The organism is Streptosporangium jomthongense (genome assembly GCF_042650425.1).
Taxonomy (GTDB): Bacteria; Actinomycetota; Actinomycetes; order Streptosporangiales; family Streptosporangiaceae; genus Streptosporangium.
This window is the reverse complement of the sequence record NZ_JBHSBC010000069.1, coordinates 1-11,923: the sequence shown is the minus strand read 5'-3', so window position 1 is coordinate 11,923 and position 11,923 is coordinate 1. Positions and strand designations below refer to the sequence as shown.

The following is an 11,923-nucleotide window of genomic DNA, read 5'->3' as shown; positions in this document are numbered from 1 at the left end:
GGCGACCACCTGAAGGTGATCATCGCCGACGGCCCCGAGGAGGAGGTCCCCGGCACGTGGGAGCGGGTCCCGGTCGGCGCCTCCTTCGAGGGGCAGTCCCTGACCAGCGGGCAGCCGCTCATGGTCACCGCCCCCGCCGAGGCGGCCACCCCGGCCGCGGTCGCCGAGCACATGTCGCTCGGCCCGATCGCCGCGGTGCCCATCGGCGCGGAGGGGGCGGTGCGGGGCGTGCTGTCCCTGGGCAAGCACCCGGGCCGCATGCCGTTCAACCAGGCCGAACTGCTCACCCTGCACGCCTTCGTCGGGCAGGCGGCCATCGCGCTCGAACTGGCCGAGAGCAGGATGGACGCCGAACGGCTCGGCCTCCTCGAAGACCGTGACCGGATCGCCCGCGACCTGCACGACGTGGTGATCCAGCGGCTGTTCGCGGTGGCCATGACGTTGATGAGCACCGTACGGCTGGTCGAACGGCCCGAGGCCTCCTCCCGGCTGCAGAACGCGATCGACGAGCTGGACGCGACCATCAGGCAGATCCGTTCGACGATCTTCGCCCTGCAGACGCCCCAGGGCGACGCCGAGGCCGGGCTGCGCGGGAAGATCGTCGAGCTGGTCGAGGGGGCACGGGGCCACCTGGGCTTCATGCCGGGGCTGCAGATGGAGGGGCGGCTCGAACACGAGGTCCCCGCCGCGGTCGCCGAACACCTGCTGGCCGTACTGCGGGAGGCGCTGTCCAACGTCGTACGGCACGCCAGGGCGACCAAGGCCGGGGTGAGTGTGGAGGCGCGGGGTGAGTGGCTCATCCTGACGGTGACCGACAACGGCACCGGGATGCCCCAGGACGGCAGGCGCAGCGGGCTGCGCAACCTGGCCGAACGCGCCGAACAGCTCGGCGGCTCCTTCGCCATCGTCTCGCCCCCCGAGGGCGGCACCCACCTCGAATGGAGCGTCCCCCTGGGGTGAGAGCGGGGAACGCGAAAGACCGGGACGGCGTCGGCGCCTCCCGGAGGGTGTCGGAACGTGGTGTCAGCGTCTGAGGCGGCGGCCGGAGACCTGCTCGGTGCGGACCACGATGAAGTGGTTGCGCTCCCCGGGGGCCCAGGTGGTCAGCGGCAGCCGCGAGAGCCGGTCGATCTGCCCGGGATCGGACACGGCGTGCGCGCGGCCGACGGCGGTGACCGACCAGCCGGTGCGGGTGTGAACGTCGAACTCGTCCACCTCGAAGGCGACCACGGTGTGCCTGGTGGCGGCGGCCAGCTTGGAGCCGGTGCCGGTCCGGATGACGATGTCCTCACCGTCGAGATAGAAGGTGACCGGCTGCACCGCCGGCAGGGCGCGATCGGTGAAGACGATCCGCCCGATGATGGCCGAGGAGATCAGGTCCAGGCACTCCTGGCGGGAGAGCACGTCCAGTCCGGCCGAGTCGACGTTCATGCCTGCCAGCTTCGTCTGGTGACCGGTTACCGGGGCAGAGGCGAAAGTCCCATCATCCACGGCGGTCAGCCTCGGCGAACACGCGGGTCCGGGTCAGTCCCCACCCCTCGGCGAAGTCGATCTCCACGGTGGCCCTGCGCGGACGTGGGGAGACGGCCTGCGCGCGCTGGAAGACGTACAGGTTGAGGACCTGCTGGGCACGGGGGTCCTCGGCGTACAGGTGCCTGTTCACCCACAGCCGTTCCCAGGCGGTCGCGTGCCGTCTCAACAGCGTCGCGAAGCAGCCCGCGCGCACCACGGCCGACCTGGCCGACGCCTCGCTCTCCGTGGCGGCCCGGTCCGCCGAGGTGTAGAGGGCCACGACCTTCTCCACGGTCACCTCCTCGCCCGCCCGCACCCACACGGCGCGGTCGTCGTGCACCCAGCCCTCCTCGACACCCCTGCCGACGCCCTCCTCGACGACCCGCCCGGCCCGTCCCCCGGCCAGCGTCGTCCTGGCGGCGAGCGCGACCTCGACGCCCGAGGCCGAGATGCGCGTCAGCAGCTCGATCACCCCGTGGGCGGCGTGCGCGCAGATCGGCGTCAGCTCCTCCCACCCGTTCCCGGCTGCCGGGGAGCCGGTGACACGTCCGTCGAGCGCGGAGCGGACCTGGAGCATGCCCTCCCAGTTCTCCGGGACGATCGTCGCGGTCAGGGCGGCCAGGTGCCGGTCGGCCATGGAGACCAGGCGCCGCTGTTCCATCCTGGTGATCCGGCCCGCGTCGTCACGGACCCGCACCAGCCGCGAAAGCGTTCCCTGGCCCATGTCGAGGGTGTGCGTGCAGGTCAGCAGCTCGGCCCCACCGGGGACGAGCCAGTCGCCGCCCTCGGCCCTGAAGGTGAGGGGCAGCCAGTTGGGCACGTTGACCAGGTCCTCGTCCTCGGCGGGCCGTCCGACGGGCCGGGCGTGGCAGCCGGTGACGTAGGTGCCCGGGTGGTGGACGTCGTCCGCCCGCGCCTCGGGCACGGCGCCCCGGGTGGCGAAGTAGCCGTTGCCGAGCGTCGTGAACATCTCCCGCAGCCCCTCGTGGGCGGGGTCGAAACCGTCGTATGTGAGGAGCCAGGGGTCCACGTTTCCTCCTGTCGGGTCGTGGTCCCGCCAGGTCGCCGTACGGGCGGGGCCGAGGCGGCACGATGCCGCGGCTGCCCGCATTTCACTACGGGAAAGGCCGCTTGACGAGGGTCGGAAGTCCCTGATGCCGGAGTCTTTCGGCCGACTCCAGGTCATGCCGACGGCGGGTGGCCATAGGTCCTCCGAATCGGGGACTTTCGGCGCTGACGTCGCACCGGTCGCCGGGGGATCGTCATGGGGAGAGGGAGGGGAAGCCATGCGGGCCGAGGACGTCACGAAGACGATCGACACGGCGCTCCAGGCGGCGGTGTGGGCGCCGTCCGTGCACAACACCCAACCCTGGTCGTTCGCCGTCGACGGCGAGGAGATCGCCCTGCGGGCCGACAGCGACAGGAGGCTGCGGGCCGGTGACGTCACGGGCAGGGAGATGCTGATCAGCTGCGGCGCCGCCCTGGCGAACATGCGCCTGGCGCTGCGCGCGCTGGGCCACGAGGCGCCGGTGCGGGTGCTCCCCGACCCCGACCGCCCCGCCCTGCTGGCCACCGTACGGCTCGGCGGGCACGTCGAGCCGGACGAGCACACCGTGACGCTGTACGGCCAGGTCGAACGGCGGCGCACCCACCGGGCCGGGTTCGACGACCGGCCGGTTCCGGAGCGGCTGGTCGACGAACTGGTCCAGCAGGCCGCGGTCGAGGGGGCACGCCTGACGCCGATCCGCTCGACGGCCGCGGTGCGGGTGCTGGCCGCGCTCACCGAGGCGGCCCAGGAGGTGCAGTCCCAGGCCACGCTGTTCACCCTCGACGTCATCCGCTGGGGAAGGCCGCCGGAGAGCGGGCACGTGGACGGGGTCCCCGCCGAGGCCTACCCCCGGGAGCCGGTGACGACCGAGCCCGCCTTCCCCCAGCGCGACTACGCCCACGGCCGTCCGTGGGGTGAGGAGTCCGACCGGTTCACCGCGACCTCGACCGGGCTGGTGGCGGCGCTGACCACCCTGGCCGACTCCAGGGAGGACTGGATCGCGGCCGGGCAGGCGCTCCAGCGCGTCCTGCTGCACGCCGCCGCGCACGACGTCCGGGCGGCCTTCCACACCCAGGCCCTGGAGATGGCCCACCTGCGGGAGTTCGCCCGGCAGGAACTGCTGTCCGGCGAACACCCACAGATGATCATGCGTCTCGGGTTCACCCCGGACGAGGGAGTGGGCGTCAGAAGGCCGGTCGGCGAGGTGCGCGAGGACGGCTAGGCGTCCGTGACGGTTCCCGGTTTTGGATTCGCGCGCGGTTACCTATTAGGATACGACTCGTGCCGTATCCTAATAGTGCGCCCAGCGCGAAGCCTCCCGGTCGTCCACGCGACGCGGCCAGGGAGAGCGAGATCCTCGCCGTCGTCCTCTCGCTCCTGAGCGAGACCGGCATCGACGGGGTGACGTTCGAGGAGGTGGCCCGCCGGGCCCAGGCCTCGAAGCGGACCCTGTACCGCCGCTGGGCGACGAAGCAGGAGATGGTGGTCGCGGCCATCAAGGCAGGCCCGGCCGCGGGCAACAAACCCGACCCGATCGACACGGGCTCACTCCGCGGTGACCTGCTCGCTCTCCTTGAGCGGCTGGAGGCGACCGTGGAGGCCGGATCTCCGGTCAGTCTCGCCATCATGCAGGCGGGCCTCGGGGACCCCGAACTCTGCCGGCACATCGAGGAGTCCGCGGGCCCCACCGGCGCCCGGATTCCCGACGCCGTCCTGCGGGCCGCGATCGACCGGGGCGAGCTTCCGGCGTCCGCCGACCCGTTCGCCTACGAAGAGGTCGCGGCGGCCGTGCTCGTCATCCGCAAGCTCAACGGCCTCAGCACCGATCGGCGCTACCGCGAGGCGCTCGTCGACTCCGTCCTCATCCCGGCGCTGCGAAGCGGCGTCAGCGCCGACCAGCACGGCATCTTCTCCGGCCGCCCCACCCCGGCCGCCCCCGATCCCCACCAGTGACCAAAGGACCCACCGCCATGACCGACCTCACCATCCCCGGCTTCACCTACGACCGCGTCACAGGAGCGGGCGGAACCGAACTCAACGTCGCCCACGCGGGCCAGGGCTCGCCCGTCGTCCTCCTGCACGGGTTCCCGCAGACGCACCTCATGTGGAGCGCCGTCGCCCAGGAGCTCAGCCGCGACCACACCGTCATCGCTCCGGATCTCCGCGGCTACGGCGACAGCGACAAGCCCGACGCCCTTTCGCCCGACACCTACTCCAAGCGCACCATGGCCGACGACGTCGTCACGGTCGCCGCGCGGCTCGGGCACGACAGGTTCGCGGTCGTCGGACACGACCGCGGCGCGCTCGTCGCCGTCCGCGCGGGCCTCGACCACCCCGAAACGATCACCCACGTGGGCATCCTCGACGTGCTCCCGACCATGGACACCTGGGACGTCCTGCACGGCGTCGACGCCAAGGTCGCCTGGCACCTCTACCTCATGGCGCAGCCCCCGGGGCTGCCCGAGAAGATGATCGGCGCCGTGGCCGGGGAGTTCTTCGCGTCGTTCCTCGACGCCTGGGACCCCACGGGAACCACCTTCTCGCCCCGGCTCCGGGAGCACTACATCACGGCCTCGTCGAAGGCGGTGCCGTCCATCGTCGCCGACTACCGCGCGACCGCGAGCGTCGACCTTGAGATGGACCGGGCGGACCGGGCCGACGGGCGGCGGCTCACCATGCCGGTCGCGGCGATCTCCCAGGACTGGGGAAGCCTGCTCGGGTTCGACCCCACCGAGATCTGGGGGGCCTGGGCACCCGACTTCACCTACGAACCGATCGACGCGGGCCACTTCATGGCCGAGGAGGACCCCGCCCGCGTCACGGCCTTCGTGCGACGACTCCTCGCCCGGCAGACCGTCTCCCGCTGACGGCGCTCCACGGCGCCGCCCGGGTCGAACGGGTCGTCACAGACGACGGCTCCCGCTGCCGCGTTCCGCGCGGTGACCCCGTACGCGGCGTCGACGACGTCCCGGCCTCCTACGACTGGGCGTCGGCCTGGAGGTTGTCGAGGATCTTGGCGGCGACGTCGGCGAACCGTTCGAGCTCCTCGGGGGTGAGGGGGTCGACGAACAGGCGCCGGACCTCCCGGGCGTGGCCAGGCGCGGCACTCCTGAGCGCGGCGAGGCCCTCCGCGGTGAGTACGGCGTACACGCCACGGGAACCGCACGGCTCCCTGGTGACCAGGCCCCGCCGTTCCATCCTGGTGAGCTGGTGGTGCATGCGGCTCTTCTCCCAGCCCGCGACCCGGCCGAGTTCGTAGGCGCGCATCCGCCGCTCCGGCGCCTCGGCCAGCAGGACGAGCACGGTGTAGTCGGCGTTGGACAGGCCGCCGTCGGCCTGCAGCTGCTGCTCGACACGTGTCCTCAGCAACTCGACCATCAGGAAGGACGTCCGCCAGGCGCGGAGTTCGCGTTCGGTCAGTCCCAGCTGTGCCATGGGGGCACTTTAACCCATGAGTTGACATGTCCACTCATGGGCGTACCGTGGCGAGTAGACACATCAACTCGATATGTCGTGCTCATCCCCCTGTGGCTGGTGCCTCGCGAAGGAGACCCCCATGTCCAGCGAGTGGAACGAGAACGAGCCCGCGCCCCCCGATGGTGGTCGCCTGGTCATCCGGGGCGGGGCGGTGATGTCGATGGACCCGGCCGTCGGCGACTTCGAGGACGCCGACGTCCTGGTCGAGGGCGGCAGGATCGTCGCGGTCGGCCCCGGCCTCGACGCCCAGGACGCGAACGTGATCGACGCCCGGGGGCGTGTCGTCATGCCGGGGTTCGTCGACACGCACCACCACCAGTTCGAGACGGCCGAGCGCGCCTTCCTGCCCAACGGCCTGCTCACCGACGACGGGTCGGGCTCGCCGAGCGCCCAGCCCAACTACGGCGAGCACATCCTGGGGAGGTTCGCCCCGGCCTACCGGCCGCAGGACGTGTACGTCAACGTGCTGTTCGCGGGACTCTCGCAACTCGACGCGGGGGTCACCACGGTGCTCGACGTGTCGCAGATCCACCACTCCCCGGAGCACACCGACGCGACGGTCCAGGCGCTGGTCGACACCGGGCGGCGTGCCGCGTTCGGCCTCTTCGAGGGCGCAGGCCGTACCGGGTCCCGGTATCCGGAGGACGCCTACCGCGTCAGGGAACGGTGGTTCCCCACGGACGATCAGCTGGTGACCATGGTCATGGGCGGCGAGATCTACCTCGGCGGGCAGGCGCACCGCCGGTCCTGGGCGATCGCCCGCGAACTGGGCGTGCGGATCGCCGCCCACGCGGTCGGCTCGTGGGGGACGATGCGGCAGGACCTGGAGAGGATCGCGAGGGGTGAGGACGGGGTCCGGGTGGGTCCGGACAACCTCTTCATCCACATGACCGGCATGTCCGACGAGACCTGGAAGCGAATCCGGGACGCGGGCGCGCGGGTCTCGCTGGCCTTCCCCATCGAGATGGTCATGCGGCACGGCACCCCGCCGATTCTCACGATGCGGGAACTGGGCATGGAGCCCTCGCTGAGCTCGGACGTCGAGACGACGATGGCCGCGGACCCGTTCACGCTGATGCGCTCCGCGATGACGATGCAGCGCATGGTCGTCAACCAGATGATCCTCGACCGGGGCGGACCCGTGTCACCGGGCACCCCCGAACTGCTCACCGTCCGGGACGTGCTGAGATACGCGACCGTCAACGGCGCCAGGGACCTGGGACTCGACGACAGGACCGGCACGCTCACCCCCGGCAAACAGGCCGACATCGTCATCCTCGACGCCACCGCGCTCAACGTCGCCCCGCTCAACAACGTGCCGGGGGCGGTCGTCTCCCTGATGGATCGCGGCAACGTCGAGACCGTGCTCGTAGCAGGCAAGATCCGCAAATGGCGGGGCCGGCTCCTTGACGTCGACCTCGACCGGCTGCGACACGAACTTGAGGCCTCCCGCGATCACCTCTTCAAGGCCGCGGGCGTACGGCGGGACCTGTTCGCCTAGACCTGAGGTGGTTCGTGGGGCGAGCCTGTGCGGCTTGTCGGTCAGGACTTCGAGGGGGCGCGGCAGCCGGTTGTGGGACCCTTCGATGTCACCGATGACCTGCTGTCCGGCCGTGGCGCGATCGGTGAGAAACCCGGCCCCGATCGACGCCACGGTCGAGGCGGGCGGGCCGCGAACCCTTCAGGGTGAGGGCCCATGAGGAACCCTCACCCGGTCGAGACGCCGTCAGGGGACAGGATTGCGAACCCTTCTGGGTGATGAGGAACCGCCGGACTCTCTGCGGCCCGCCGTCCTGGTCACGACGTTGCGAACCCTTCAGGGTGATGAGGAACTTGCTGATCCCGGTGCGCTCCAGGTATCCCTTGACGGTTGCGAACCCTTCAGGGTGATGAGGAACCCGCCGTACCCGCCCACGCCTCTGCAACCGGCTTGCGTTGCGAACCCTTCAGGGTGATGAGGAACTATGGCTGTCTTCATCAATGGCAAGCGCTACGACAAGTTGCGAACCCTTCAGGGTGATGAGGAACCTGAACGGCGAGGCCTACCGATGCCTGATCATCCAGTTGCGAACCCTTCAGGGTGATGAGGAACGCCGCCCCGTTCTGGTGGCTGTCGCACCGGCCGCGGTTGCGAACCCTTCAGGGTGATGAGGAACAAGGCCAATTAATGATCTTGACGCACCTGCGACGCAGTTGCGAACCCTTCAGGGTGATGAGGAACCCGAGGGTAAAGTCCCAGGTCAGGTATGTCCGCGCGGGGGTGGCTGGGGCTGTTTCTGCGGCAGTCCGGCGGTAGTGCAGCGGTGCAGGTCAGAGCGTTGATCATTTTTGAGTACGGCCTCGGACTGTGGGGCTCTGTCCATGATGACGGGATCGTAGGTTAGACGTCGAATGTTCCGAGCTTTACGCCGTTTACGAAGGCGTTCCATCTGGAGGCGCTGAAGGTCAGTGTGGGGCCGGAGGGGTCTTTGCTGTCGCGGACGGCGACCAGGCCGGGGAGGTTGGTGGCTACCTCCACGCAGTCGTTGCTGTTGGCGGTAAGGCTGCTCTTGTGGAACTCGGCGTTGGACAGGTCGGGGGACATGGTTGCTCCTCGCCTTCTTGGGTTCCTGATTTTCACTGTGCGGGTGGGTCGCTGTACAAGCAAGACCCCGGCGCCGTGAGGGGTGCCGGGGTCCCTGGGAGTGAAGATGGTCAGGCGTCGAAGTCGCCGGTCTTCGTCCGGAGGAGGAAAGAACGCCACTGGTCAGCCGTGAACGCCAGAACCGGGCCGGAGGGGTTCTTGCTGTCGCGGACGCCTACCAGGCCGGGGAGGTCCGTCGTGACCTCGACGCAGTTATCCCCATTTGCACCGCTGAGCGAACTCTTGCGCCAGGTGATGGACTGAGCTGGGTCCATGATCTTTGCCTTACTCGTCGAATCGGTGGGCGAGGTCCACGAGGAATGCGACCGACTCGCGTGGAGGCAGTGCCACCTCACGGACTTGGTCGAATATGAGGGTATACGCCTGTACCTCCTCGGCATCATCCAGATAGAGATCGCTGGTGGCCGCTTCGAGGTAGACGAGGCTTGGATCTTCGGGAAAGCGGAGAATGCTGAACTCTCCGTCCAACCCGGCATGGACCCCCACGCTGTCCGGGATGACATGCACGGTGATGGTGGGCTGTTCCGAGAGGGCGACGATGTGCCGAAGCTGATCGCGCATGACCTTGGGTCCGCCGACGACCTTGTTCAGTGCGGCCTGGTCGATCAGTACCTGGAACACCAGGGGCTGCTCTCTGTGCAGGATCTTCTGCCGGGTGATGCGTCCCTCTATCCGGCGTTGGATCATCCGCTCGTCGAGCGTGCCCGTTCGCATCACCGCTGCCATGTAGTCAGGAGTCTGAAGCAGGCCGGGGATGCGTAGCGCGGCGTAGCTGAGGATCTCGGATGCTTCGGCCTCGAAGCCCGGCAGCGAGCCACGGAACACCTCGGCGTACTCGGCCCACCAGCCTTTCGTGCGGGACTGGCGTGCGAGTTCGAGGACCGTCTCTCGCATCTGAGGATCGGTGACGCCGTACACGTTCAGCAGGGCGGTCATGTTGCCCACATCTGGCCGGGTCCACTTGTTGCGCTCCATGTGGGTGAGCCGCCCACGGGACCATTCCAGTCGGCGGGTGGCTTCCTCCACGGTGAGCCCGGATGCCTCGCGAAGCCGGACAAGCAGCGCGCTGAGGCGACGCCGCCGAAGCGTTGGGCTGTGACTCACGTTCTCTCCTACCGTCAGACGCACTGCCACCAGGTGCAGCTAACTATGACAACCAAACTTTGGTGTTGAAGTTTCAGCGCGACTAGGCCACTATGAGTATCCGAATGGAAGCGGGGTGAGATGAACACTCTGTCAAGAAGATCGAGGCACCGCCCAGATGGTCGCCGCCCGCTCGTAACACGGTCTACGACGTCACTCCTGGTTCTTTTCATCAGGAGGGATCACAAAGGTCCCCATACCTCGGACGGTCTCCACTCTTCCCTCGGCGACGAGGGCATGGACGGCCTTCCGGGCGGTGTTGAGCGCGATCCCGAACTCCTCCATCAAGTGCGGCAGGCTCGGGATGGGCTGCTTCGGTCTGTAGGTGCCGGAGGTTATACGGTCACGCAAGATCTCCGTCACCTGCTCCCAGACTGGCCTGTTCGGCTCCCGTTCCCACATGGGCTGGAGCGTACGAGGGCACACCCCGCCTGGGACCGCCAGAACCTAGCAGGCCCGCGTGTGATAGGGCCTGATAGGGCCTTCAACTTGCGAAGGCTTTGACCTGTCATTTCCTCTTTTTCCTGCCGCCAGTGGTGCTCCTCATGAGCAACACCCTGATCCAAAAACGGACCTGCCCGACGGTTGCGTCGCCGGGACAGGCCCTCTATCAGGAAGGTGACTCCTGACGTGAGTAAGAGTAGTGCCCGGGAGTCCAGCCCGGACACGTCGATCCGGGACGGCTGCGGCTGCTTCGCCGGTGCCGTACCGCTGCCCATGGGATGCGCCCGGTGCGGCCATTCCCCCTACGCCCATGGCTGTTCGCAGCAGGAGGGGCACGACTACGTACAGCCGTCCGGGGTGTTGATGAACGCCCGTCTCCAGGCCCGTCGTGAGTACGGTCCGCAGGTTCTTCCCGCTCCCCGGCCTCCGGTGGAGGTCGCGCCCGCCGAGGTGATCCCGCTGGTGCCCGCCCAGCGGCGGCCCGATCCCGACCCGGAGCCGGAGGCGCCCGCGATGGTTCCGGCCGCGAAGGCCGTACCGGATGGTGGTGGGCAGCCGGATCTTGGGCCGGTCGCGGTTCCGGAGCCTGTGCCTGTGGAACCGGTACGGCCCACGCGGCCACCGCTGCCCAGGAGGGCTCGGCGTCCGTTCCCCACGGTTCCTCGGCCGGGGGTCATCTGGACTCGCGTGCACCAGCCTCACCACTTCGGTGTACGGCCTCGATGTCTTGTTGCTCGTGCTCGTACGACCAGGCGGCCGGTTCGGGTTTCGGCTGTTTCTTGTCTCGTAGGGCAGGCCCGTCTGGCGAACGTCCTGGCCAGGCACGCCTCTGGTCGGATCTTGGAGGTTCAGGTCATGCACAACGCCCCCACGGCCCAGGTGATCCCGGGTTGGCGGTTGCTCATCAGTGACGCGGGCCGGTTCTGGGCCTTCCGCAACCACGTCTTCCCCTTCGCCGCCGTACGGGCCGGGGCGCAGTCGGCGGTGGACGCCGACACCTTCGACGAGGTCCAGGCCGTCATCGCCGAGCAGGAGAAGACCGCCCGCGCCGCCGCCTTCGTCGAGGAGGTCACCTCATGACGGGACGCCACAGGGACGGCCAGCCGTATGAGCCGGTGTATCGGCGGCTCTGGGACGGCCCAGCGCGGGCCGAAGCCGAGCGGATCGACCTGGCCTGGGCGGACTGGACGGTGCTCTACAGCCTGGGACGACGTGCCTTCTACGCGGTGGCCGCCTGGGACGGTCCCCGGCCGGTGATCGTGGAGGACTCCACGGCCGATGGGCTGGAGGAGCGGATGCGGGAGGCCGAGATGATCCGGGCGATGCGGCTCTCGCCACAGCCTTCTCCGGCGCCGGTTCGGCGTAGGAGGGGTGGGGCCGGTCGTCCGCCCTCCGGAGCACGGAACGGGGAACCCGGCGGGGAGCGGGGTTCGCCAGGTGGGGAGACGGCATCCGCCGGTGGACGGCGTTCGCCGGGCGGGAGGGCGGCATGATGCTGTCGGCCTGGACGGATCGTCAAGTTCCTGAGCTTTCCGATCGAACCTGTGACTCCGTGCGGACGGCCCACCCGGACTGGCTGGTGTTCCACAGCTCGACGACCGGGTTGTGGAGTGCCTACCGGAGCGCCCTGTTCGGCAGGCCGTACGCCGGGGAGG

14 protein-coding genes and 1 CRISPR repeat array are annotated in these 11,923 nt (G+C 69.2%); of the genes, 7 read left to right on the top strand and 7 right to left on the bottom strand.

What is annotated here, in order from left to right:
* Positions 1-960, top strand: a 960-nt coding sequence (locus tag ACFOYY_RS42360) for a GAF domain-containing sensor histidine kinase (protein ID WP_386197179.1), incomplete at its 5' end; no start/stop codon positions are given.
* A 63-nt stretch (positions 961-1,023) separates the two neighbouring features.
* Here ACFOYY_RS42360 and ACFOYY_RS42355 read toward each other — a convergent pair.
* Both ACFOYY_RS42355 and ACFOYY_RS42350 read right to left on the bottom strand, forming a co-directional pair.
* Complete coding sequence (locus ACFOYY_RS42355) at positions 1,024-1,431, bottom strand: pyridoxamine 5'-phosphate oxidase family protein (protein WP_386197178.1); 408 nt, start codon at positions 1,429-1,431, stop codon at positions 1,024-1,026.
* A gap of 52 nt (positions 1,432-1,483) precedes the next feature.
* Complete coding sequence (locus ACFOYY_RS42350; protein WP_386197177.1) at positions 1,484-2,542, bottom strand: hypothetical protein; 1,059 nt, start codon at positions 2,540-2,542, stop codon at positions 1,484-1,486.
* A 256-nt stretch (positions 2,543-2,798) separates the two neighbouring features.
* Here ACFOYY_RS42350 and ACFOYY_RS42345 point away from each other — a divergent pair, with 256 nt between their 5' ends.
* From ACFOYY_RS42345 to ACFOYY_RS42335, 3 genes are read left to right on the top strand one after another with little or no spacing between them, the layout of a single operon-like run.
* Positions 2,799-3,782, top strand: a complete 984-nt coding sequence (locus ACFOYY_RS42345; protein ID WP_386197176.1) for an Acg family FMN-binding oxidoreductase — start codon at positions 2,799-2,801, stop codon at positions 3,780-3,782.
* Between the two features lie 59 nt (positions 3,783-3,841).
* The gene (locus tag ACFOYY_RS42340) at positions 3,842-4,513 is read left to right on the top strand and encodes a TetR/AcrR family transcriptional regulator (RefSeq protein WP_352013588.1); all 672 of its coding nucleotides are present in this window, start codon (positions 3,842-3,844) and stop codon (positions 4,511-4,513) included.
* A gap of 17 nt (positions 4,514-4,530) precedes the next feature.
* Complete coding sequence (locus tag ACFOYY_RS42335) at positions 4,531-5,427, top strand: alpha/beta fold hydrolase (protein WP_386197175.1); 897 nt, start codon at positions 4,531-4,533, stop codon at positions 5,425-5,427.
* A gap of 109 nt (positions 5,428-5,536) precedes the next feature.
* On the opposite strand, the gene ACFOYY_RS42330 is transcribed toward ACFOYY_RS42335, so the two are convergent.
* Positions 5,537-5,995 (bottom strand): MarR family winged helix-turn-helix transcriptional regulator, encoded by a 459-nt coding sequence (locus tag ACFOYY_RS42330; protein WP_386197174.1) that lies wholly within the window; start codon positions 5,993-5,995, stop codon positions 5,537-5,539.
* Between the two features lie 121 nt (positions 5,996-6,116).
* On the opposite strand from ACFOYY_RS42330, the gene ACFOYY_RS42325 reads away from it, so the two are divergent.
* The gene (locus ACFOYY_RS42325) at positions 6,117-7,538 is read left to right on the top strand and encodes an amidohydrolase family protein (protein WP_386197173.1); all 1,422 of its coding nucleotides are present in this window, start codon (positions 6,117-6,119) and stop codon (positions 7,536-7,538) included.
* Between the two features lie 237 nt (positions 7,539-7,775).
* Positions 7,776-8,258: direct repeats of the CRISPR family, unit length 29 nt; unit sequence GTTGCGAACCCTTCAGGGTGATGAGGAAC.
* Positions 8,259-8,417: 159 nt separating this feature from the next.
* On the opposite strand, the gene ACFOYY_RS42320 is transcribed toward ACFOYY_RS42325, so the two are convergent.
* The 4 genes from ACFOYY_RS42320 to ACFOYY_RS42305 form a co-directional block, all read right to left on the bottom strand.
* A complete protein-coding gene (locus ACFOYY_RS42320) occupies positions 8,418-8,621 on the bottom strand; it encodes a DUF397 domain-containing protein (RefSeq protein WP_386197172.1) in 204 nt (67 codons plus the stop codon).
* A gap of 110 nt (positions 8,622-8,731) precedes the next feature.
* Positions 8,732-8,935 (bottom strand): DUF397 domain-containing protein, encoded by a 204-nt coding sequence (locus ACFOYY_RS42315; RefSeq protein ID WP_386197171.1) that lies wholly within the window; start codon positions 8,933-8,935, stop codon positions 8,732-8,734.
* A gap of 10 nt (positions 8,936-8,945) precedes the next feature.
* Entirely contained in the window at positions 8,946-9,785 is an 840-nt protein-coding gene (locus tag ACFOYY_RS42310) for a helix-turn-helix domain-containing protein (RefSeq protein ID WP_386197170.1), read from the bottom strand.
* Positions 9,786-9,977: 192 nt separating this feature from the next.
* On the bottom strand, positions 9,978-10,226 hold the full coding sequence (locus tag ACFOYY_RS42305; protein ID WP_386197169.1) for a GntR family transcriptional regulator: 249 nt from the start codon (positions 10,224-10,226) through the stop codon (positions 9,978-9,980).
* An 897-nt stretch (positions 10,227-11,123) separates the two neighbouring features.
* On the opposite strand from ACFOYY_RS42305, the gene ACFOYY_RS42300 reads away from it, so the two are divergent.
* Together ACFOYY_RS42300 and ACFOYY_RS42295 are read left to right on the top strand one after the other, a co-directional pair.
* Positions 11,124-11,348, top strand: coding sequence for a hypothetical protein (locus tag ACFOYY_RS42300; RefSeq protein ID WP_386197168.1), 225 nt, complete (start codon positions 11,124-11,126; stop codon positions 11,346-11,348).
* A complete protein-coding gene (locus tag ACFOYY_RS42295) occupies positions 11,345-11,761 on the top strand; it encodes a hypothetical protein (RefSeq protein ID WP_386197167.1) in 417 nt (138 codons plus the stop codon). The genes ACFOYY_RS42300 and ACFOYY_RS42295 overlap by 4 nt, the downstream gene beginning before the upstream one ends.
* Positions 11,762-11,923: the final 162 nt, after the last annotated feature.

Bases quoted from the DNA above. Each gene is read 5' to 3' on its own strand.
- ACFOYY_RS42355 (WP_386197178.1), bottom strand. From the start codon at position 1,431: ATGAACGTCGACTCGGCCGGACTGGACGTGCTCTCCCGCCAGGAGTGC.
- ACFOYY_RS42345 (WP_386197176.1), top strand. From the start codon at position 2,799: ATGCGGGCCGAGGACGTCACGAAGACGATCGACACGGCGCTCCAGGCG.
- ACFOYY_RS42335 (WP_386197175.1), top strand. From the start codon at position 4,531: ATGACCGACCTCACCATCCCCGGCTTCACCTACGACCGCGTCACAGGA.
- ACFOYY_RS42330 (WP_386197174.1), bottom strand. From the start codon at position 5,995: ATGGCACAGCTGGGACTGACCGAACGCGAACTCCGCGCCTGGCGGACG.
- ACFOYY_RS42325 (WP_386197173.1), top strand. From the start codon at position 6,117: ATGTCCAGCGAGTGGAACGAGAACGAGCCCGCGCCCCCCGATGGTGGT.
- ACFOYY_RS42320 (WP_386197172.1), bottom strand. From the start codon at position 8,621: ATGTCCCCCGACCTGTCCAACGCCGAGTTCCACAAGAGCAGCCTTACC.
- ACFOYY_RS42315 (WP_386197171.1), bottom strand. From the start codon at position 8,935: ATGGACCCAGCTCAGTCCATCACCTGGCGCAAGAGTTCGCTCAGCGGT.
- ACFOYY_RS42305 (WP_386197169.1), bottom strand. From the start codon at position 10,226: ATGTGGGAACGGGAGCCGAACAGGCCAGTCTGGGAGCAGGTGACGGAG.
- ACFOYY_RS42300 (WP_386197168.1), top strand. From the start codon at position 11,124: ATGCACAACGCCCCCACGGCCCAGGTGATCCCGGGTTGGCGGTTGCTC.
- ACFOYY_RS42295 (WP_386197167.1), top strand. From the start codon at position 11,345: ATGACGGGACGCCACAGGGACGGCCAGCCGTATGAGCCGGTGTATCGG.